A 19,524-nucleotide genomic window follows, 5' to 3' on the forward strand; every position below is an offset into this window, starting at 1 on the left:
GCTCGCTAATGTTCGGAGGTACAAACACCTTCCGGGCTTATTTGGCGTGCTGATTTACGGCGTTTCGTACGGAGAAATCGACATATATGCACGTAAAAGGGGAGACGTAGTATGCACATTGTCCACGAATTAAAAATCGAAGGTGAAACAGTAAACGAATGCGTCAGCGTATATGATTCGGCCGCCGCAGTTAAACCGCGCGAGTCGTTTCCGCGCTCGTATCCGGTGAATCTCCTGCGCGATCCATTCCAGTCCGCAGCCGAGTCGCTATCTATCGGCGCAGCAAGGGCGCAGAAGCTCGACAAGAACGCGCGATTAACCTTCTCGTCCAACGTGCCGAAGGTCGCGGAGATGTTCGCGGAGGAGTGGTCGCGGTAATGAATGAACGCCACGAAGACGCGCGTCTTTATTGCCCGTACTACAAATCTGACAGTACCTGTGCGCTGCTGCACGCCATGACCAAAACGGATAAACGATGTAAGGCTGCGCGCGGAGAGGATTCGATACCTTGCCGATATCTAAACACACAAATAGCAAGACGATAAGGAGCGATGAGCATGAGCGGCAGCATCCGCGTTCTCTCAATTACGCCGATCGAGTATTACCAGCGCATAGTCCGCATGCTCAACGAAGACACCGGCCAACAACGGGAAATGACCTACGGTGACAGCGTGTCTGACCGCTTGATACGCCGCCGGGCTCCGCTGCTATGGCAGAAAGCAACACCAATAAAAACAAAGGGGCAAGTTAAATGACACTATATCCAAAGGTTAACACGTGGAACGGCGGCATTGGAACCGGAGACGAGTTGGAGGTCGGAACAAGTCTCGGTAAGAGTACCGCATCAACCAAGCCACGAAGAAAGCCGCACAAGCCAAGCGGACGCATGACCGGCTACGTTAAGATGTACGACCTTACGAGGGGCTTTGGATTTATTCGCGCCGGACGTGACGACTACTTTTTCCATCGCTCGGCGTTCGGTCCCGGTCTCGACTATTTGGTTCTCGACGAGACGGTACATTTCGACCTTTCAACTGACCGCGCCGGCCGTACCGTAGCAAAGAACATCACGCTCGTATGATGCGTCCTCTAATCATCGTCGAGACAGCCGCCATTGAAACCATGACGTTTCTGTCCGCACAGCTTTACGGCGAAGACGGCCACTTGTTAGACTCGCTTATTTATCCTTGGCCGGAGCATATACCGCCGGATATCGCGGTTGAAGCCGTACGAGAACTGGCGGAAGCGCACCGATTTGAAACGGTCGAGTTATGGACCGCAAATGTCGGAATTTTCGCGGCGTGCTTAGCGATGCCCGGCGTAGGTGCCGCGATTAAGCATCCGTCAGATACAGCGTCGGCACGGAGGGCAATCGAGGATAACAGCGCTGTTCTGATAGAGCTATATGATATCAAACCAGTATCTCCGGACGAACCTCTGCTTTCTTTGCCGCCGTTGCCACGCTGGCGCGCAGTGATTGCGGGCTTTATTCGTATCATACTAAAAACAATCGAAGGAGACGGTAAATATGAAATTTAAACTAATCGAGAAGGTTATGCAAGAACGCGGCGAGGTACAGGCACAGCAAAAGGCGTTCCAGGACGAATACCTGACGGCCCGCGATGAATTGACAGAAACAAAGGCGCTATACGAGCGTACCCTGACGGAATCTGTATCCGCAGGCCAGCGCCCGGACGATAAAGCGTTAGACGCACTGTCCGATAAGATTTCCGAGCTGACCCGGAAAGCTGAACGGACGGGCCGGGCGTACGAGGTCACCACGCACAGCCTGCGCCCCAAGACGGCAAATGACGAAGTGATTAGCGCCTGGAACGGTGAGTACCTCCATCAATATACAACCCAAGTAATCGCGCCCAAAATTGACGCAGCGAACGCGGCTCGTGACGCATACATTGACGCAGTCCTTGCAGTCAGGGAGGCCGAGCAAGCTTATGAGACTGAGCGCATGAGCGTCGTGTTTACGTTGGACCCACGTAATGACCTGCATAACACAGTAATCTACAAGCTGCACAAAATTAACCCCGCGTCTGCAATTTTGCTAAACAGTGATGATCTGCATTCCATCAACGGTGGTCACCGTCCGGCGGCCTATAGCACTGGGGGTAAGTGAGTATGAAATTCGCTAAACTCCGCGAGATGGAAAAGCTCTCGAAAGGCAATCCGGCGAAGATGGCGCAGTACATCGCGACTAAACGTGAATATGACGATACAATCGCGGCTATGTTCACGCAAGACGCACCATTTGAGTTCGTAGGCCATCCAAATGAAGGCTACGTAAAGGACGCCGAAGCCCACGCAGCTACGACCGGAGACGCTGACGATATCAGCCGTGCCGCCATCCTTCGCGACCGGTACGAGGCGTACGAGGACGACAAGACCGCGCACCTTGATTTACGTACGACGGCGACGAGCCTGCGCGCGAAGCTACAGAACGGCGATGAGCTCACGCCGAAGGACGTAAGGGACGCCTGGCGGCTCGCGAAGTTGAACGCCTCGATTGATAATGTGGCGCTGTACTCCCGCATTAAGCGCGAACAGGAGAACCCGTCGGAACGGCCGCCAGCACCTGCGGAAGTTAAGGTAACGGCCGAGGACGTAGAGGCGGCGAGGGCAGCAGCGCAAGCGAATCCGAGTCCGGCGGTAATCGCCCGGTATGCAAGCGCAAAGAGAGAATACGAAGCACAAACGGAAGTAGGAGCTGCTGAATAATGAAATATTCACTATACATCGCTGCAGCCGCCGACGATAAGCGCGCGGCCTATTCGTATGTGCTTGCTAACTACACCGACATTATCGCTAAGGGAACGTATTTGACAGCCGGAGAACGCCGGTTTGACGATTCCTTTTGCGGACATGTCGCTTTGCAGCGCTCACTACGGGAAACAGCGAGGCAGGACGGCGTATTAGACGTTACCGTTGTACTCGATGCCGGAGGTTTACAGGAGATCGGGCTTGAGCTGCTCGACGTCAGCCCGCAACTACTGCGGATTTATTTCTCGGCGTAGTCCTAGAGGATATTGCGCCGGGTAACGTCGGGGCCGTCAGAGTCGCCGGATTCATCAACGCTAATACGTGGGGGTTGAGCACTGCACCTGGCGATAAGTATACGGTCAGCGGCGGCGTACTTACTCCGACAAGCGGCGCGGATTACGTGGCGATCTGCACGATTGCGGATACGCTGCTTCTACGCTAACGGAGATTGCTGCGAAATCATAATTTTTTTGAAGGAGGAAAATGTTATTTCATGTCGAATCATTTGTTCACTATGGATAACTGGAGGTTTTAATATGGGACATGGATGGCATACAGTTGGAAAAGAAGAATTGAGTAGAAGGCCTTGTTCTTGCGGAAAAGGATTTATTATTGTTTGGGAGATAGAGGAGGAAAGCGACTGGCACGCTCATAACAGATTTGACAAATATACAGAGTATGCTTGTCCAGATAAATGTTACTCCAAAAAATAAAAACCTATTAATTTTTGATAAATTAACATTCGGACCATACTGTGAAATAAACATTTTTAGCTATTTTAGAAGAAATTGTATTTTAGGGCTTTTTTTACTCATGTTTTTGTTACCATAATTCGTACTGCCTGATATACTAAAGTGAAAAAAAGGCGGTGCGTATAATGGAAGATTTCATTATCATAGCAGAATTCGGATTTACTGAGGTAGAAATTGATTTTATCCGGAATCAGTTCTCCTTTACTTTAGATGATGAAGATTGGGGATCGATCACCCTTGCAGACGACGAAGAGGAAGAAGGGAGTAATATATTAAAACTTCCTTCGGGAAGAAAAGTATATTTGCCGGACGAATTATTTCACAGAGAAACATTGGCTGCAATCGACTAAAAAATTTGGACCACACTACGCACTAACTCGCATCCCTAAACGCAAGCCCTTCGCTCCCACGCGCGGGGCTTTTTATGCTGCGTATTTAATCGGGAGTGGCACACCAGCCCGCAATGAGAATGCGGGCTAAAACACGGGGAGCGCCGGTTAATCGCCGGCCTCTATTTCAACATACAAGGGGAGATTATTATATGAGTCTATGCGTATCAATCTATTCGGGCGGTCAAATCTACGTATTCGCAGACGGACGAATCTCAGCAAGCAGTAACGGGGTCGATTACCTAGTAACGGACACCTACCCGAAAGCGCGCTGTATCGGGGATAAGGTCATTTTTACAACGGGAATGGTGGCGATCGCTGAACAGTTTTTCCAACTCGTAAAGCCGTCCAGTACTCTCCGCGAAATCCAGCGAATCGCGAGACGAGCGTATAACGGTTTCAAGAGTGAGAACGAAGGCCGAGCGGAGTACAAGGCGCTTGAGCACGGTATCGAGTTCGGCGTCGCAGTCCACGATATCACAGCGGGCAAGGCGAGATATACACAGCTTTCGTATCACAATGACTTCGAAATCAATACGCAAATCCCGACGGAGACGGACATCTTCGCATGGGGCGCTAACTCTGCGTTAATCCTTCCGGAGCTTGAGAAGTTGTTCCAAACAGGCGAAGACGTAGCCGAACTCGTTAAGGTGGCATTCTCGCGGGTATCTGACGTCAACGTAGGCGGTAAGTTACACGCGTTCTTTTTTGATGGACGGAATATCATCGTTCCTAAAAGTTCGCTATGGATACGGAGTAAGACACAGTACCCTACGTGGCCTAGCGATAAGGTCCCGAGTACGGCGGATATGGCAGGGAACGTAGTCGCGCGCTCAATTAAGTTGACGGGCGAAATGACTGATAGTGAAGTTATATCAACCGTTATCCGCGCTAGTAGAATTATTGGTAACGAGATCGAGGGCGGCACGATAACCGGCGCCAAGATACAAACGTCAAACTCCGTATATCCGCGCGTAGTAATCGATCCGACGTCCGTAGCGTTCGGCGTATATGCTAGCGCAGACAGCGGTATTCAGATTCCGGCGTATGATGGCGGCGTGAGTAAGATTATTTTCAATGCAAACGGGAATCAATCCGTCATTTATAACTCACCGGCATCCGGATTCGTGTTTAATGGCTACGGACGTTCGACAATTAACGGTGACGGAGTGAAGTTGGACCCGGGGAATGATTTTGTTCGAGTTCCGTCGTGGTCATCCGTGTACTCTGAGGGCTCACACACCACGTTACAAGAAGAAATTAACGCGTTGTGGACAGCAGTGGCGGGATAAGCTATTGTGACACACTAGCTTCACAGTTACAATCGCATCCAAAAGCGACGAAGAAATGATTACAGTCTCGTAAGTTTGACTATCCTATCGTGCGCCTCTTAGATATACTTAAGGAAATTACTATATTTAGGAGGTCGCGGCATGAAAAAGAAGGTTATCGGTATTGCGGCTGCTGCGCTTTTACTCGGTGGCTCTATCGGCTATACAGCTAGTTCGTCATTAATTGGTGCCAAGGTAACGGGAGTCTTTTCAGTAGAACAAAACGGTAAGAAGATCGCAGACGCGGTTATCATAAACGGATCGACCTACGCCCCGGTGCGCGCTATCTCTGAGGCGACCGGAACAGGGCTGGCGGTAGAGGGGAAGAAGATAATAATGAGTGAGACGACTACAGCAGTAGCAGAGACAGTTTCCGCTACACCTGCAGATTTACAGGAGAAAAAGGCGAGCGCAGAGGCAGATATTCAGCGCTTAGAAAGAGGGATAAAAGACATTGAAGAGAATGTGTTACCGGGATTACGAGACCAGGCGCAGGTTTTAAGCACTAACGGTGCAATAGGAGAAAGAGCAAAGCAAACACTAGTGCAATATGAGAAGCAACTTAAGGAGGATAAGGCGGAACTTACCTTCCTTCAAGCCCGGTTAGCTGAGATTAAGGCGCAGCTCGGCGAATAACATACGCTCGGGTTCAAGATGAACCTAACCTTATACGCACACATTACGGCCGTCCATTGGGCGGTCTTTTTGTAGTGTACGAAATGCCTATTAATAGGTTTATTTATCTTATTCAGTAAAGGGGAAATCAGTATGAAATCACTATCAGCGGGCCAGCACACGGCCGTCCAATACCTGTCACTTCCGAAAGCCGCGCGCCCTTCCATTGACGAGATCGCATCCGCTGCGTCCGTAAGCCGCTCGACCGTTTACGCGTGGCAGAAAGACTCGGACTTCATTGCGGAGCTCAAGGCGCAGATTGTCCGCAATAACCTCGACATGCTGCCGGAGTTGGTCGCGGCACTGCCCGAGATTGCGATCCGTGAGAAGAACGCAGCTATGGCAAAGCTGGCGTTACAGGTTCACGGTATGCTGACGGATAAGGTCGAGGTGCAGGCGCAGGTAAGTCCGCATGTTACCGACGTGGATGCGCTAAGAGCCCGCATCGAGGCGTTGAAGGTGCGGCAACATGGCGAAGAGTAAGCGTGGCCGGCCGGTTGCTCCGATGGATGCGCGCCATTACCAGGCGATAGCGCTGCTCGTGGATGGACGTATGAGTTACTGTGAGATAGCGGATAGTATAGGCGTGAACAGACGGACGCTCCAACGCTGGAGACAGCGCAAGGACTTCGATAGGGAGCTGCGTAAGTTAGAGACGCGGATTGCGAATGAATGGCGGAGGGCAACGCGTGAACGTATGCGCCTGAGAACAGCGCAGGATATGACGTGGTTCTTCGACGCAATCGGTACCGTGTAACGTTGAGTCCGTTTAATAGATCGGCCGTGTTATCGTGGCTAAACGCTGCGGTGGCGCGGCCTTTTCTGCGTTTATATCGGGACAATTAACGTCCCGTTATCGGACAAAAGGCGATTTCTTCTGCACGAGGCTCGCACCGGACGGCCCCTCCGGAATTTTCGGGGGTCACCGCTGCCGGCCGCTTGTTTGCGCTGCATATTCGCCTGCATAAACGTAATCATTACGTATGTATAATTTACCAGCGCTGATATGCGTAAAGCCGTGCGGTTGTAAGGATCGCGGAGTCCGACCGCTGGAAATGTATATGCAACGTATAAGGCCCGTTTATGCAACGGAGAGACAAACGTAGGCGGGGCGCGGGTTTGAGGTATATACGCAGGGCCTACGCAGTAACTATACGTTGGTTGATAAATGTATAACGTATGCAATACGATTATATGACGCTGCACTGCGCTAAAATTTCCCCAAGGCCCCCATCGCCAGGACCGCATTCTGCTGCTCACTAACTCCGCGAATCATTTTTTATCTCGGGGTGTCAATAAATGTAAACAGGCGTAGCCTTAGCGGATCGATACCCGTTAGGACTACGCCTTTTCAATTGCCTGTTGCTATATCTTCCGTCTCAACGGGTTAATAGGCTGGTTCAATGACGGGAGTTTCGGGCTTAATGGCATTTTAGGTAATCCAAAGGCTCTTGCTATCTGTGTTACCGCACCGGGAGGTGTGTTTATAGAGGCGTAGGCAGAAAACTCACAGACGAATAAGCGGTCACGCTGTCTAATGTGCAGTTTAAGAATATCACGAACTTGTACGACTGACTTAGATGTTTGAACTGTCCAGACCGATAACTGAACACGTTCTGCAATACCGATCAAACTAATGGCTTGATGAAGTGCGTGATATTGATCTTCTGTGGCATTAATTAGATCATAACAGACTAATAATGTTCTCATTTAACAACCCCCATCTTTTCTACATATTGTGATTACAAAATAATTATATCCCAATATATAGTGATTGTACATGCGAATCAGAAAAATATATCTGTTAATGATCCGAACTGTTCGTATTTTAAAGAGGACGAGGAAATAAACGTCAAAACCTTGTAAGGCGTGCTTTGATTTCGCGGCCAATCTGCGGTATAATAGGCGGTACGTAGGGCTTCGTGAAATGCGTAGGTCATCGTATGAATGTCCGTAATAGGCTGCGTAAGGCATCCGAAGTTATAACGGGGAATTAACGCACTCGTAATGCGTAGGCCGGGGGTTCAATTCCCTTCACCAGCATCCTTAACAACTCAATCATGGCGCGGCTTCTTGGAATTTCGGGGGGCTGCGCTTTTTTTGATTTTTCTACCATTCTTCTTATTTTTACCCGAGTAAAGGGGGATTTCTGAGTCGCGCTGACCTCAATTGCCAGGCAGGTAATTGTTTATTACTTAAATGTAGACTACGTACTCTGCATATTGTGTAGGATAAGAAGATTTTGGGCACGGGTGGCAGCGCTGATAACAGAATGAACTCAAGGAGCGTACATAATATAAAGCTTTGTTTTGAGTCAATTTCATAAAAAACTCTTTCTCGGCATAAAAAAAGCCAACACTCGCTGTGAGATAAATAAATTGGCGAATTAACAAAAAAACCGCTCTATTAAAAGGGCGGTTTCTCATGGCATATCAATTCTACATTACTAAACTCATTGAAAAAGTTATTTTACCCCACCGTACTCAAACTGGAAGGCATTTACCAACCGCTACACCTAGAAACAAGTGTAATTTAGCTTCGCTCAATTGGAATGAATGCACCTAAAATTTCACATGGGAATTTAGAAGCCCGGTATCCTAGGGAGAGGGGGTGTGCGTGATGGCTTTTATATTCCTGAGTCTTACAAGTTTTTTGAACGGGTCCCTGGCTTCTTTGATTTTCGAAGTTTTTGTTAATACTTAATAATATACCATCCGCTAAATGTAGAATAATTCAGACCATTACCATAATTGCGATTAGCTGTTTGCGGGTTGCGAATTGAAATTCCGCTTGCATCTCTAAAATCAATTGCAGTTAAGCCTCTTTTGTGTGACCAGCCGCCGTCAGCATCTTGTCTATACCAGTGATAATCATAATTAGGAGCAATTACCAATGCTACTTTGTACTCCCGATAACCTGGAACTTCACTATAACTAGAACTACGAATAGATTTACTCAGGTAAGGCATATCAGCTTGTGCAGCATTAATTATGCTTGTAGTTGTTAAGCTTGAGAAAATATTCCCAGCCTTTTCACCTGGTTGAAGTTTGTGCCCAGAATAAGTAGATATGTTTAACATATAAGCATAGCAATTGGCCTTATCTGTTAATGGTGCCCAAACACTAATATCATAAGGATGTTCGTATCCACCAGTTACCATTGTTTCAAGTAACTGCAATCCTACGGACTTTTTGGAATCCTCTTTTGGTTCAGATGAATTTTGACTATATTGCGTTTCATTGATTGGTATATCATTGTTTGGTAAAACTGCTTTATTTAATGTGGAATCAAATCCTGCAGGTCTATAATTGACTTCTAATTGCACTTCTTCAGGCAAGCTGTTAAACCATTCCAACCACTTTTCCGGATCGGGATTAAAAGATGCTAAAGGATCAACAGATGATTCCAGTTGATGGGTTGAAACATTTAGTGAATCTTTTTCGTTATTACTGGTACTTGCAAATACTGGTGTTGTAAGCAAAAAAACCATTATTACCGTTGTGAGCAAAGACAGCAGCTTTTTCATTTAGAAACCTCCTGATTTTTTTTTAACATACCGAACTCTCCATTTCCCCCCTTTTTTTAAATTATATTTATTAGTGTGTTTTACCTTTTTATGGTATAATTATTTTCTAAATATTACCAGTAAAATAATGGTAAAAAGGAGGGGTTCTAATGACACTAGCAAAATGCTTTAAGTTCTCAATGACATTATTATTCATTTTAATTATTTGTTCAGCATGCCAAAGCAACAAAGAAGAAGGGCCAAGGGAGTACATTTCGTATGATGAATTAAAAAGCTTAGCTGAAAAAGGCGTATCACTGAATTGGGGGGATTTCGACAAGTATTCCTTTGAGGATATCGGATCAGGAATATATATAAGAAAGTACAAAATCGAAGGAGGACACCAACTGTTAATTAAGGGGAAAAGCCTAGAAAGTCCACCTGACAAAATTTATATTGTTAATCAAAATGGTAAGGAGCTAGAACTTACTCAAGATAACTTGAGCGAATTGTAAGACTTGAAGTAAACACCTTGAATATATGTAAGTCCTATTATAGTCAATCGTGGTGGATCGGATCGACTATGAACGACTACTGCTATACTGTTCTGGACTTAGAGCCACAAAGCACCAAGCAGGCAGACCTATTTGTACAATCCAGTGTTCCTGCGCTGGGGATGGTCGCCGGATGCTTAGTCGGCAGGCCCGTGTTTGCGGTTCTCATCCAGCCCTCTTTCGGTTATTTCAATATATTGACCAACGGGTTTGTCCCAAACTAGGCGACCTGTTTGGAACATTGCTACACTAACGGTTTTTCTAATGGTTGTATGGGGCTTATATTGCGTGGTTTGGACATACGGTAGTTCAGCAACTGAGACAGTCCCAGTTGCTGATTAAAGGGGATTAGGTTTAAGTTGCTTTACGGGACCGCTGCTAATTTTAACGCATTACATAGCTGTTTTCACTCTACGAGCTGCTGTTAGGCGCTGTTAGATAGATAGTTCTCCATGGATCGCAGATCCGGACTTTTGAACTTATGACCTCCTTAGTTGCTTTAACACGATCCGGTTTGCCCCGTTTGTTCAGTCGGGCAAAAGACCATTTCTCTTTGCCGACATTCATCGAAAATGTTGATGAACGCGTTGAAGAAACCGAATGCTTGTTGAAATTAAGGGAGGGGGGCGGCAAATAATCCATAAGTAGATTGACGATTTTATCTACATCACTGCCACTGAACCCACTATAATCCAATCAATATCCGTACAGACAGAAACGTGGTCATAAAAAAGTTTCAAAACCTCATTGATAGTTGTTATCATCATTTAATAATTTATGGCTAGTCATACATAGTTAAACATTAACATACAGGCTCATTTGCTATATAAGCACTAGTCTGAATAAGCACACCCATTAAAACTTTCAGGTCCGACACGGTTAACGTTTACAGTGCTGTTCACAAATAAGGAATAGATGATCTCAGCTGCTGGAGCCGGATTGTAGTCAGAGCCTATTAAGTAAAGCGGGAACAAATTAGTAGGTGTTGTTGCACCGGGATTTAATTGAAGCCGGTTTGAAGCAACTATGGGATCGGTAGCTGCACTCCCTAATAGGGCCCTGAGATCCGGCAGTGGTTAATCCAATCTGGCCAATTAATACATTTTGGTTTGCTGTCAATCCTGCGCCATTCATGCTGCCGGCAATGCTAGCGTTTTGAGAAGTCCGAGCATCGAGTAAACGTGTCATATATCTAGCCTCCCATAGTTTTTGAGATATGGTATGCAGCTATTCCGAAGAGTTCGTCCGCAGGGAGGCAATCATTTAGAGACGGCTAGCCGCCAAGAGTTGTAATACATCCTTCACTAGCTTGTCTCATTGGGAACTGCGGGATTATGGCGGTCAGGATGAATGAGTAAACGGATTCCAGAGGGGACCACAATATGTAGAGATTGCACAGCGGGGGATATTAGTTACACGACAACAGTTATTTTGAGGGAATGGCATAGGAGAAGGGAGGGGAATTCCCTCCCTCCTGTCATTAAATAAAAAACGGGAGTAAGAACAAAGCAGTAATGGCGCCAAAAGGGATCCGTCTCTGGATAAAGCGGCGTCTGGGGAAAAACCCTGGATGGAACCCGAATTGTCTGTAGGTAGAGTTTTGCGCAGGCATACCCTGAAACATCTCATTTGTGGGAATAGCAAGAGTAACGAAATCCTGGTCTACATGGGCAATAAACCCATCATGAGACTGACCATCCGTAGTAGTTACACCAACGTACTTATTCATGCAACTCCAAGCGACTTGTTGATAATTATTTGCTTCCATAAAATAATACCTCCTCAGATAAATACATCCTGACAACAGTCTATGGACTATAACCTACATTGTTGACGGCGAATGCCCATTAATTATTATTTGATGTATTACATTCTTAAGGAGGGAAAGTTCATTGGTTTTCTTCTTTGAAATTAACGATAATGTCACTCAATTGTTTAGGGTTTACAACCTTATGAGAGAACTCTACTGACCCATCCAAACCAATAATTCCATATTCTCCTTCATCATAAGGGAATATTCTATCTTTAAAGTAGACGAGTCTAGACGTTAATTTTGGTTGCTCCCCCCAGAGAGTATCTATGCCTGTATCCAAAAATTTGGCCAAAGGACTAGACGAGTTTTCCTGAGTTTTAGCCGACATCTGACCTTCCCAAACAAGGCTCATGTATCCATTCTTTAACTCGTAATAATAAACGCTATCGCTGTGTATGAAATACCACTTAGAATAGTCATTTTCAGTATAAATAAAACTAGTCATAGGGCCTTCCGGATGCACAGTGGAATAGTAAAATTGAACCCGCGGCAAACCAATGACGGCTAACCTTGCTTTAGCCAGATCGCCGCTGTTCAATTCTTTCTGAGTCTCCGGATTTGGAGAAATAATCACAATACCGTTATTCTTCGAATCCCAATGAACAAGCGTTCCGAAACTTCCGCTCATGAACCGTAACGGGACATAAACGGTGTTCTTTTCAACAAAAGGCGGCGTATCTAATTCTAGTTTTTCCTCATTCATCCTCGCAACACCGCTGCCGACGGCAAGGCTCAATGTGTCCGAAGTATGCGGGTCAACAACCAAAACCGTTTTGGATTTGCTGTTCCAGCTCACCTTATAGCCCAAAGACTGCGCAGTGCGAATAGGAACATAACTCACGTTCTTCCTGACCAAAGGAGAAGTTAGCTCATCCTGTACGGCCCCGTTTACATTTAGTTTGAGGGGGTTAGCAGCATTCGCTGTACCGCCGATTGAAAAGATAAACATTACAGTGAAAAACAAAAAATAATGTTTTTTTCAAGTTGATCCATCCTTTTCTTTTTTTTAGTTAGACTTGCTGATTTGGAAAAAGTTGCAGCATCAAGCAAAGCCGGAGCCTTAACCTTAGAATAGGCAGCCAGCCATCTTCCATTTCTTCTACCGTCGGGGGGGAACTTTACAAAACCTTATTGAACCTTATAATGAGAAGTGAAGCGCCGCAAAGATTATACAGAACCTAATTGAACCTTACAGATAGGTGTGGGTTACGCTCATAATGCTTAAGCCGGGGGCGAATTCCTTCACCAGCAGCTCAAAAAAACTATATGCGGCGCGGTTTTCCGGATTCCCGGTGGGCTGCGCCTTTCCTTTGTTGCAGAAAGGGGGCAGGATGTTATGCGATGTTTGACTATACGGCAGCCTTGGGCGACGCTCATTGCTCTTGGTGAAAAATCATTCGAGACCCGTTCCTGGAGAACAGCTTACCGGGGTGAAATCGCCATTCATGCCGGTTTGAAGATTGATAAGGAAGTATGCTTACGGGAGCCTTTCCGATCGGTGCTCGCCCGTCATGGTCTTACGGCGGACAATTTACCTGCCGGAGTGATTATAGCGACAGGATCGCTGATAAACTGTTATGAAGTTACAGCTGGTATGGCTGAAGAAGGCTGGCCCTACGGCAGCGAATATATCTTTGGAGATTATAGGGAGGGACGGTTTGCCTGGGAACTGACGGGCGTCACTCCGCTGGAGGACAACATTCCGGCCAAGGGCCGGCTGGGCTTCTGGGAGCATCCTGTTCCGCAAAGGGAGCGGTGAAGCGCTTATGGAATTTCAGAATCGGCAAGTCTAATTTGGATAGACGGAAAATATTATGACGGTACCGGCGGTTCGTTGGAATACAGGTATGAATGGGATGCTGCCCGGGTATCTTTTTAAATATAGGGCTTTGTGTATCTTATCTCTGCCGGAGCCAATCAGGTGTTCAGGAAGGAGCGTATGCATAGGAAATGGGCAGTCTTCTTATTGCGTGGCTTTGCATGTTATGTTTATTTCTTACGTTTAAGGATAAGGTAAGCCGGAGGATTCTATATCCCGTGGCGCTTGTAGTTATTTTCGGCACATTGGGCTATTGGAAGGTTTTAATGTAATTTATAGCGGGTACTTTACAGGTCTTGCCGACTCCCATGGCGAGGCCTGTTTTTTTCTTCAACGCACCAAAGTCTATAGGCTTGCTTGAGGGCCGGATTTGATTTTGTACTGTTCCTCATAGCTGTGGTAGCCGGAGATATCGAGTCCCAGGTATTTGCGCATATGGATAGCAGCCTGTGCAGCGATGACGTCATCCAGCAGCAGCATCCGTTCATGATATCCCCGGCATATAAATTTGGCCTCGATGCCGACCTGGAGCCGCTGCTGTTCATAGACCTTAACTCCGCGTTTCCTCATTTCGGCGCGCACATCCCTCAGATCGGCAGTAACCGCATTCGCAGCAGTACGGAGAACATCCATGTATGGGGCGGGGGTCCGCAGTTGTGTCGACATAATGGCTGAATCCCGTTCAAAGGCTGATAAAATCAGCGGAAGCAATATATAGGATTTGACCAGTGTATTATCGTTACTCTCCGCTCTATGCATAAATTCAATCACCTCTAATAAGAACGTATATTCGTATTTTAACCGATTATTCAAAAATTAATCAATGGAATTTCTAAACAGTTGAAACAATGTGACATAATTCACAAAATAATTATAAGAATTATTTTATATTAAAATTGAAATAATAAATATTGAAAAATAAAGCTTATTAAAAAGGAGAATTGTGATGAATTATGAGGGAAGTCTCCGCCGCGGATTATTGTTCGGGTTGTTTCTAAGTGTTCCACTATGGGTGTCCATGATCGGCTGGGTTCAGCTGTTATAAAATATACAAATTCTAAGTCCGGCTGTTGCCCGCTGACTTATGTAAATTGACAATGACTAAAAACTGCTGCCAAGAGCTGGCGACAGTTTTTTTGCCGTTTCGACAAAAGTTGAAAAGTGGTTCGAATATACTAATTTTTAATATTAAAAATTTGTTTCATGTGATTGGTGAATACAACTAAACCCTTATGCGATGCGGGATTGAGGACTTTTTCAGAGAATCTATCAAAAAAAATAAGGAATAGATTGACAAACGGAGGGGTGAAGAGATAGACTGATTCTAGTCCGAAAGTAACAAAAGTCATAGACTACATAGAATGCAACTGTTACCAACTTCTCATGTATAATCGCAAACCGTTCGAAAGAGCGGGACGCAAAGTCAGGAATCTACAGCACTCTAAAGGTGCCACGATCGTCCGGCCGCCATGAAGCTAACCCTTCTTGGCGGTCTTTTTGTTGTTACGGGCTAATCTGTGCATTCATAGAATAGTTACATAGGAGGTACATATCGTTGTTGAAGAAAAGATCAGTAGCCTTGATTCTGACGGGGATTTTAACCATCGGCAATATGCTTCATCCGAGGATCAATGTAGAGGCGGCGGCAAGTATGCCGTACACCCCAACACCGGTGCTGGGAGTCGCCGGGAATTTTAACGCCTTTATCTTTGGAGATTTCGCGCAAAGCAATGACCAGATCCATGGACGGCTTGCTGCTGCAGGGAACATTACTCTTCAGGGATATGGAGTATCCAAGGATGCTGCGGGCGGAGATGTGTTTATCGCCGGCAAAGACATCGACTTTTCAAATGGAACAGTTTATGGCACCTCTGTGTATGGAGGCAGCATGAAAAGTTCAGGAGCTGATCTTAAAGGAGGTACGCGGCAGGATCATCCGATTGATTTTCAAGCTGAGGAGCAATTTTTGATTCAGCGTTCGAGTGAACTAGCTGCTCTGAAACAAACGCAGCCCTTTGTCAGAGATGGAGGGAAAATGACGATTAACGCTCCGGATTCCTTTAATGTCATTCATTTGACTGCTGCGGATTTGGCGGTTACCAACGGTCTCCAGTTCAACATTGCAGGAAATGCCACGGTAATTATCAATGTAAGCGGGAATAAGGTCGTCATTCCGGATTTTCAAATGTGGAACGGCAAATCTCACAATGTGCTGTTCAACTTCTACGAAGCTTCTTCTGTAGCTAATGGGAACACAACCATTGAAGGCACCATGTTAGCGCCGCATGCCTTTGTGGCGTTCAGCCGTGCTGAGCTGCATGGTACCCTTATTGCAAAAGGATTCAGCGGTTATATTCAGATGCATCATCATACCTTTGAGGGAACGGTGCCGCCAGTCGGCCCGACACCAACACCGAAGCCGACACCAACACCGACGGCGACGCCAACACCGACGGCGACGCCAACAGCGACGCCAACACCGACGGCGACACCGACGCCAACGGCAACGCCGACACCGACGGCGACGCCAACACCGACGGCGACGCCAACACCGACGGCGACGCCAACACCGACGGCGACACCGACGCCAACGGCAACGCCGACACCGACGGCGACGCCAACACCGACGGCGACGCCAACACCGACGGCGACACCGACGCCAACGGCAACGCCGACACCGACGGCGACGCCAACACCGACGGCGACGCCAACACCGACGGCGACGCCAACACCGACGGCGACACCGACGCCAACGGCAACGCCGACACCGACACCAACGGCGACGCCAACACCGACGCCGACGCCAACACCAGCGCCAACGCCGGTGCCAACGCCGACACCAACACCAGCGCCGACACCAACACCGACGCCGGTACCAACACCAACGCCGGTACCAACACCAACGCCGGTGCCGACACCAACACCAACACCGGTGCCGACACCAACACCAACACCGGTGCCAACACCAACACCAACGCCAACACCGGTGCCAACACCAACGCCAACACCGGTGCCAACACCAACGCCAACACCGGTGCCAACACCGACACCAACACCGGCGCCGACATCAACACCGGCGCCGACATCAACACCAACACTAACACCGGTGCCAACACCAACGCCAACACCAATACCAACGCCGACACCAGCGCCGACAAGTGTAGTGCCAACGGTAGAACCAACGCCAGCGCCGACAAGTGTAGTGCCAACGGTAGAACCAACGCCAGCGCCGACAAGTGTAGTGCCAACGGTAGAACCAACGCCAGCGCCGACGAGCGTAGCGCCAACAGTAGACCCGACGCCGGCACCGACGAGTGTAGCGCCAACAGTAGACCCGACGCCAGCACCGACGAGTGTAACGCCAACGGTAGACCCGACGCCAGCGCCGACGAGTGTAGCGCCAACAGTAGACCCGACACCAGCGCCGACACCAACGGTGATTGGTACGAATGACGATCAGGAGATTACGATTGATGAGGATCCGCTGCCTTTGGGCCCTGTGACCACACCTTCGCCTGTGCAGCCAACGCCGGAGACTACTCCAGCGACTGATCCAGTACCTGCTCCGGTACCGGATGAAGAGATTATTCTTGATGAAGAAATTCCGCTGGGGCCAGTGGTTACAGCCGAGAGTCTGCCGCAGACGGGCGAAGCCAGCCCGGCACCTTATTATATTACCGGTCTCGCTATTGCCGGAGTAGGTCTGCTGCTGAGCAGAACGGCAAAAACCAGCAGACGAAAACGCTGAGGCTTTCATTGAATCACACTCGGGCCAATAACAGTCCAGACGCCATGTTCTAAACATAATTCAGGCCGCTTACGGGAGAGGAAATCCCGGAAGCGGCCTTTTTATAGGGTGTTTCCTAAGTTTGGAGGGTTATTATACAACAAATCGTTTAGATTTAATCCATCTGTTATATGTACATTTCTCGCAGGCGAGGCTACCATGTTATACTATGCAGAAATCATTGCGGAACCCGCATGATTGTGACTGGAGTATCCCACAGCTACGAGAAGGAAAGGTGAGAATATTCATGTGGAGTGTAATTATACTGGCGATTATTATCGTCATTGCCGGAGGATTGACCTATGCGGGTTTCTTTTTCTATGGAGTGGCGATCCATCGGGCGCCTAAGGAGTTTTTGGCGAATTCACCCGCGCTGAAGGTAGATCCGCCGGTGGCCGGAGCATCCTGGGGAGAAGGGGCGGAGTGGATCGCCCGGCAGAGCTTCCGGAATGTCGACATGAGCTCAGAGGATGGACTGAAGCTGCGGGGTTATTATCTGCCGTCAGAGCGGGCAGCCGGACGTACAGCAATCGTTGCCCACGGCTATTCCGGCAAAGCCAAGGATATGGGGGCCTACGCCAAGATTTATTATGAAAACCTGGGCTATAATGTGCTGATTCCCGATGCCAGGGGACATGGTGAAAGCACAGGCAATTACATAGGATTTGGCTGGCCCGAACGCCGGGATTATGTAAAGTGGATCGAATACATCATTGAAGAGAATGGGCCGCAGGCGCAGATTGTGCTGCATGGGGTGTCTATGGGCGGAGCAACGGTGATGATGACCGCGGGTGAAGAGCTTCCGCCGCAGGTGAAGGCGGTTGTTGCCGACTGCGGGTATAGCTCGGTCAAAGCACAGCTCTCTTATCAGCTCTGGCGGATGTATCATCTGCCAAGCTTTCCCTTCGTGCAGATTGCCAGTCTGATTACCCGGCTGAAAGCAGGCTATTTCTTCGGTGAGGCATCAGCGCTGAAGCAGGTGCGTAAGGCACGGGTGCCGATCCTGTTCATCCATGGTGATGCCGATAAGTTCGTACCCTATGCCATGATGGACAAAGTGTACCAGGCATGCCGCAGCCCCAAGGACAAGTTTGTAGTGCATGGCGCAGGGCATGGACTTTCTTATGATACGGATAAGGCGGGATATGTCAGCAAGGTAAGTGAGTTTGTTAACCGGTACGTGAAGTAGTCCAATAACCCCGGAAAGTAGACGCGCCTACGTTCGGGGGTGTTTATTCCCTGAGTCGATCGAGTGTATTAGTTATGTACCTGTTAATGTATTGCGCAATGTATTCACATGATCATTAAAGTATCATCTCTCTATCGCTTTGTACTTTACGGTAGAAAGATGATACTTTTAAGAATGAGGGGAGCATATTGATAAAAAGATGTTCTAATCAGTTTCATTGTAAGTGATTGCTTTTGAGAATAATTCGAACTGTTTGTCTTTGGTGTATTTATTTGTTATTTGAGCTTCATAAGTGTACGAGAGCCCATTATGACGGGCATATATTAATAATGAATCATTAATTTCTGTATAGAGAAGCTCGAGACCATTTACAGTTTTTGTGTTCATGTTATTAGCAAGTTCTACTTCAATGTCGCTTACAGAAAGTGTAGATACTTTGTCGCCCTCATATGGACCATAAAGCAACTCAATGCTTTTATCATAGGCTTCTGCTTTCTCTTTTTCACCCTTATTGTCGGTGTAAGTTAGTATAACTGTATTTTGAGGGAGTTTATCGGTTTCCAATCCCTTTTTAACAACTATTTCCTTAATATCCAAACCAGCAATTTTGGGTGTTTCGGTGAGAGGACTAAGCTTCTTAACTTTTTCGTTAGCTTTCGCGAGATCAGCATCTCCAGATGAGGAACATCCTAAAATTGAAGCCAGTGTAAGTACCAAAAAAATGAATGCTACTGTTTTGCCTTTTTTAATCATATGCCCTCCTTAGAGTCATTAAAAACTTAAACTTATTTAATTGGATTTACAAAATCCCATACAAAACGACTTTTGTAAAAGTTTACCATCTATAGTATATCACAAGTATAGTGAAAATATGTCGATTATTTGGATGTTTTACAGGATCTAAAGCCCTTTCTTTACCCGGATGAAGGCTGGGGATT

The 19,524-nt window shown here is 47.3% G+C and carries 23 protein-coding genes, 1 tRNA gene and 1 riboswitch; of the genes, 18 read left to right on the top strand and 6 right to left on the bottom strand.

From position 1 onward, the window contains the following. Nucleotides 1-111 precede the first annotated feature (111 nt). The 13 genes from NSS79_RS02450 to NSS79_RS02510 all read left to right on the top strand — a co-directional run bounded on the left by NSS79_RS02450 (nt 112) and on the right by NSS79_RS02510 (nt 6,676). Entirely contained in the window at nt 112-378 is a 267-nt protein-coding gene (locus tag NSS79_RS02450) for a hypothetical protein (RefSeq protein WP_342438143.1), read from the top strand. Nucleotides 379-557: 179 nt separating this feature from the next. Further along, entirely contained in the window at nt 558-755 is a 198-nt protein-coding gene (locus tag NSS79_RS02455) for a hypothetical protein (RefSeq protein WP_342438144.1), read from the top strand. Continuing rightward, a complete protein-coding gene (locus NSS79_RS02460; RefSeq protein ID WP_342438145.1) occupies nt 752-1,081 on the top strand; it encodes a cold shock domain-containing protein in 330 nt (109 codons plus the stop codon). The genes NSS79_RS02455 and NSS79_RS02460 overlap by 4 nt, the downstream gene beginning before the upstream one ends. Next, nucleotides 1,078-1,539, top strand: a complete 462-nt coding sequence (locus tag NSS79_RS02465) for a hypothetical protein (protein WP_342438146.1) — start codon at nt 1,078-1,080, stop codon at nt 1,537-1,539. Before NSS79_RS02460 ends, NSS79_RS02465 begins: the two co-directional genes overlap by 4 nt. Then, nucleotides 1,529-2,131 carry a hypothetical protein gene (locus NSS79_RS02470; protein WP_342438147.1) on the top strand — a complete coding sequence of 201 codons (603 nt, stop codon included), beginning with the start codon at nt 1,529-1,531 and terminating at the stop codon, nt 2,129-2,131. Before NSS79_RS02465 ends, NSS79_RS02470 begins: the two co-directional genes overlap by 11 nt. Nucleotides 2,132-2,133: 2 nt before the next feature. Continuing rightward, a complete protein-coding gene (locus NSS79_RS02475) occupies nt 2,134-2,730 on the top strand; it encodes a hypothetical protein (RefSeq protein ID WP_342438148.1) in 597 nt (198 codons plus the stop codon). After that, entirely contained in the window at nt 2,730-3,026 is a 297-nt protein-coding gene (locus NSS79_RS02480) for a hypothetical protein (RefSeq protein WP_342438149.1), read from the top strand. Before NSS79_RS02475 ends, NSS79_RS02480 begins: the two co-directional genes overlap by 1 nt. A gap of 282 nt (nt 3,027-3,308) precedes the next feature. After that, nucleotides 3,309-3,485: a hypothetical protein gene (locus NSS79_RS02485; RefSeq protein ID WP_342438150.1), complete on the top strand. Its 177-nt coding sequence runs from the start codon at nt 3,309-3,311 to the stop codon at nt 3,483-3,485. A 164-nt stretch (nt 3,486-3,649) separates the two neighbouring features. Beyond that, a complete protein-coding gene (locus NSS79_RS02490) occupies nt 3,650-3,874 on the top strand; it encodes a hypothetical protein (RefSeq protein WP_342438151.1) in 225 nt (74 codons plus the stop codon). Nucleotides 3,875-4,065: 191 nt separating this feature from the next. After that, nucleotides 4,066-5,205, top strand: coding sequence for a hypothetical protein (locus tag NSS79_RS02495; RefSeq protein ID WP_342438152.1), 1,140 nt, complete (start codon nt 4,066-4,068; stop codon nt 5,203-5,205). 141 nt (nt 5,206-5,346) lie between these two features. Further along, complete coding sequence (locus NSS79_RS02500) at nt 5,347-5,880, top strand: hypothetical protein (protein ID WP_342438153.1); 534 nt, start codon at nt 5,347-5,349, stop codon at nt 5,878-5,880. Nucleotides 5,881-6,012: 132 nt separating this feature from the next. After that, on the top strand, nt 6,013-6,402 hold the full coding sequence (locus NSS79_RS02505; protein ID WP_342438154.1) for a phBC6A51 family helix-turn-helix protein: 390 nt from the start codon (nt 6,013-6,015) through the stop codon (nt 6,400-6,402). Beyond that, nucleotides 6,389-6,676, top strand: a complete 288-nt coding sequence (locus NSS79_RS02510) for a helix-turn-helix domain-containing protein (RefSeq protein ID WP_342438155.1) — start codon at nt 6,389-6,391, stop codon at nt 6,674-6,676. The genes NSS79_RS02505 and NSS79_RS02510 overlap by 14 nt, the downstream gene beginning before the upstream one ends. Nucleotides 6,677-7,284: 608 nt before the next feature. On the opposite strand, the gene NSS79_RS02515 is transcribed toward NSS79_RS02510, so the two are convergent. Continuing rightward, nucleotides 7,285-7,629: a hypothetical protein gene (locus NSS79_RS02515; RefSeq protein WP_342438156.1), complete on the bottom strand. Its 345-nt coding sequence runs from the start codon at nt 7,627-7,629 to the stop codon at nt 7,285-7,287. A gap of 268 nt (nt 7,630-7,897) precedes the next feature. On the opposite strand from NSS79_RS02515, the gene NSS79_RS02520 reads away from it, so the two are divergent. Further along, nucleotides 7,898-7,959, top strand: a tRNA-Thr gene (locus NSS79_RS02520). 652 nt (nt 7,960-8,611) lie between these two features. Here NSS79_RS02520 and NSS79_RS02525 read toward each other — a convergent pair. Then, a complete protein-coding gene (locus tag NSS79_RS02525; protein WP_342438157.1) occupies nt 8,612-9,445 on the bottom strand; it encodes a hypothetical protein in 834 nt (277 codons plus the stop codon). A 149-nt stretch (nt 9,446-9,594) separates the two neighbouring features. Here NSS79_RS02525 and NSS79_RS02530 point away from each other — a divergent pair, with 149 nt between their 5' ends. Beyond that, nucleotides 9,595-9,939, top strand: a complete 345-nt coding sequence (locus NSS79_RS02530; RefSeq protein ID WP_342438159.1) for a hypothetical protein — start codon at nt 9,595-9,597, stop codon at nt 9,937-9,939. A 1,519-nt stretch (nt 9,940-11,458) separates the two neighbouring features. Here the strand turns inward: NSS79_RS02530 and NSS79_RS02535 are convergent. Together NSS79_RS02535 and NSS79_RS02540 are read right to left on the bottom strand one after the other, a co-directional pair. Beyond that, nucleotides 11,459-11,746: a phosphatidylinositol kinase gene (locus NSS79_RS02535; RefSeq protein WP_342438160.1), complete on the bottom strand. Its 288-nt coding sequence runs from the start codon at nt 11,744-11,746 to the stop codon at nt 11,459-11,461. 121 nt (nt 11,747-11,867) lie between these two features. Continuing rightward, on the bottom strand, nt 11,868-12,632 hold the full coding sequence (locus NSS79_RS02540) for a copper amine oxidase N-terminal domain-containing protein (RefSeq protein WP_342438161.1): 765 nt from the start codon (nt 12,630-12,632) through the stop codon (nt 11,868-11,870). Nucleotides 12,633-13,127: 495 nt separating this feature from the next. Here NSS79_RS02540 and NSS79_RS02545 point away from each other — a divergent pair, with 495 nt between their 5' ends. After that, nucleotides 13,128-13,550 (top strand): ASCH domain-containing protein, encoded by a 423-nt coding sequence (locus NSS79_RS02545; RefSeq protein WP_340895149.1) that lies wholly within the window; start codon nt 13,128-13,130, stop codon nt 13,548-13,550. Nucleotides 13,551-13,955: 405 nt separating this feature from the next. Here the strand turns inward: NSS79_RS02545 and NSS79_RS02550 are convergent, their stop codons facing one another. Continuing rightward, entirely contained in the window at nt 13,956-14,369 is a 414-nt protein-coding gene (locus NSS79_RS02550) for a hypothetical protein (protein ID WP_342438162.1), read from the bottom strand. 623 nt (nt 14,370-14,992) lie between these two features. After that, a riboswitch (cyclic di-GMP riboswitch) is annotated at nt 14,993-15,082 on the top strand. An 86-nt stretch (nt 15,083-15,168) separates the two neighbouring features. Here NSS79_RS02550 and NSS79_RS02555 point away from each other — a divergent pair. Beyond that, on the top strand, nt 15,169-17,358 hold the full coding sequence (locus NSS79_RS02555; RefSeq protein ID WP_342438163.1) for a collagen-binding domain-containing protein: 2,190 nt from the start codon (nt 15,169-15,171) through the stop codon (nt 17,356-17,358). A 286-nt stretch (nt 17,359-17,644) separates the two neighbouring features. Continuing rightward, the gene (locus NSS79_RS02560) at nt 17,645-18,586 is read left to right on the top strand and encodes an alpha/beta hydrolase (protein WP_342438164.1); all 942 of its coding nucleotides are present in this window, start codon (nt 17,645-17,647) and stop codon (nt 18,584-18,586) included. Nucleotides 18,587-18,790: 204 nt separating this feature from the next. Here the strand turns inward: NSS79_RS02560 and NSS79_RS02565 are convergent, their stop codons facing one another. Next, a complete protein-coding gene (locus NSS79_RS02565; RefSeq protein ID WP_342438165.1) occupies nt 18,791-19,339 on the bottom strand; it encodes a hypothetical protein in 549 nt (182 codons plus the stop codon). Nucleotides 19,340-19,524 lie beyond the last annotated feature (185 nt).

Source organism: Paenibacillus sp. FSL L8-0436 (genome assembly GCF_038593025.1).
In the GTDB taxonomy this organism is placed as follows: domain Bacteria; phylum Bacillota; class Bacilli; order Paenibacillales; family Paenibacillaceae; genus Paenibacillus_AQ.

Coding starts and splice junctions, on each gene's coding strand:
- NSS79_RS02450 (WP_342438143.1), top strand. CDS start 112: ATGCACATTGTCCACGAATTAAAAATCGAAGGTGAAACAGTAAACGAA.
- NSS79_RS02455 (WP_342438144.1), top strand. CDS start 558: ATGAGCGGCAGCATCCGCGTTCTCTCAATTACGCCGATCGAGTATTAC.
- NSS79_RS02460 (WP_342438145.1), top strand. CDS start 752: ATGACACTATATCCAAAGGTTAACACGTGGAACGGCGGCATTGGAACC.
- NSS79_RS02465 (WP_342438146.1), top strand. CDS start 1,078: ATGATGCGTCCTCTAATCATCGTCGAGACAGCCGCCATTGAAACCATG.
- NSS79_RS02470 (WP_342438147.1), top strand. CDS start 1,529: ATGAAATTTAAACTAATCGAGAAGGTTATGCAAGAACGCGGCGAGGTA.
- NSS79_RS02475 (WP_342438148.1), top strand. CDS start 2,134: ATGAAATTCGCTAAACTCCGCGAGATGGAAAAGCTCTCGAAAGGCAAT.
- NSS79_RS02480 (WP_342438149.1), top strand. CDS start 2,730: ATGAAATATTCACTATACATCGCTGCAGCCGCCGACGATAAGCGCGCG.
- NSS79_RS02485 (WP_342438150.1), top strand. CDS start 3,309: ATGGGACATGGATGGCATACAGTTGGAAAAGAAGAATTGAGTAGAAGG.
- NSS79_RS02490 (WP_342438151.1), top strand. CDS start 3,650: ATGGAAGATTTCATTATCATAGCAGAATTCGGATTTACTGAGGTAGAA.
- NSS79_RS02495 (WP_342438152.1), top strand. CDS start 4,066: ATGAGTCTATGCGTATCAATCTATTCGGGCGGTCAAATCTACGTATTC.
- NSS79_RS02500 (WP_342438153.1), top strand. CDS start 5,347: ATGAAAAAGAAGGTTATCGGTATTGCGGCTGCTGCGCTTTTACTCGGT.
- NSS79_RS02505 (WP_342438154.1), top strand. CDS start 6,013: ATGAAATCACTATCAGCGGGCCAGCACACGGCCGTCCAATACCTGTCA.
- NSS79_RS02510 (WP_342438155.1), top strand. CDS start 6,389: ATGGCGAAGAGTAAGCGTGGCCGGCCGGTTGCTCCGATGGATGCGCGC.
- NSS79_RS02515 (WP_342438156.1), bottom strand. CDS start 7,629: ATGAGAACATTATTAGTCTGTTATGATCTAATTAATGCCACAGAAGAT.
- NSS79_RS02525 (WP_342438157.1), bottom strand. CDS start 9,445: ATGAAAAAGCTGCTGTCTTTGCTCACAACGGTAATAATGGTTTTTTTG.
- NSS79_RS02530 (WP_342438159.1), top strand. CDS start 9,595: ATGACACTAGCAAAATGCTTTAAGTTCTCAATGACATTATTATTCATT.
- NSS79_RS02535 (WP_342438160.1), bottom strand. CDS start 11,746: ATGGAAGCAAATAATTATCAACAAGTCGCTTGGAGTTGCATGAATAAG.
- NSS79_RS02545 (WP_340895149.1), top strand. CDS start 13,128: ATGCGATGTTTGACTATACGGCAGCCTTGGGCGACGCTCATTGCTCTT.
- NSS79_RS02550 (WP_342438162.1), bottom strand. CDS start 14,369: ATGCATAGAGCGGAGAGTAACGATAATACACTGGTCAAATCCTATATA.
- NSS79_RS02560 (WP_342438164.1), top strand. CDS start 17,645: ATGTGGAGTGTAATTATACTGGCGATTATTATCGTCATTGCCGGAGGA.
- NSS79_RS02565 (WP_342438165.1), bottom strand. CDS start 19,339: ATGATTAAAAAAGGCAAAACAGTAGCATTCATTTTTTTGGTACTTACA.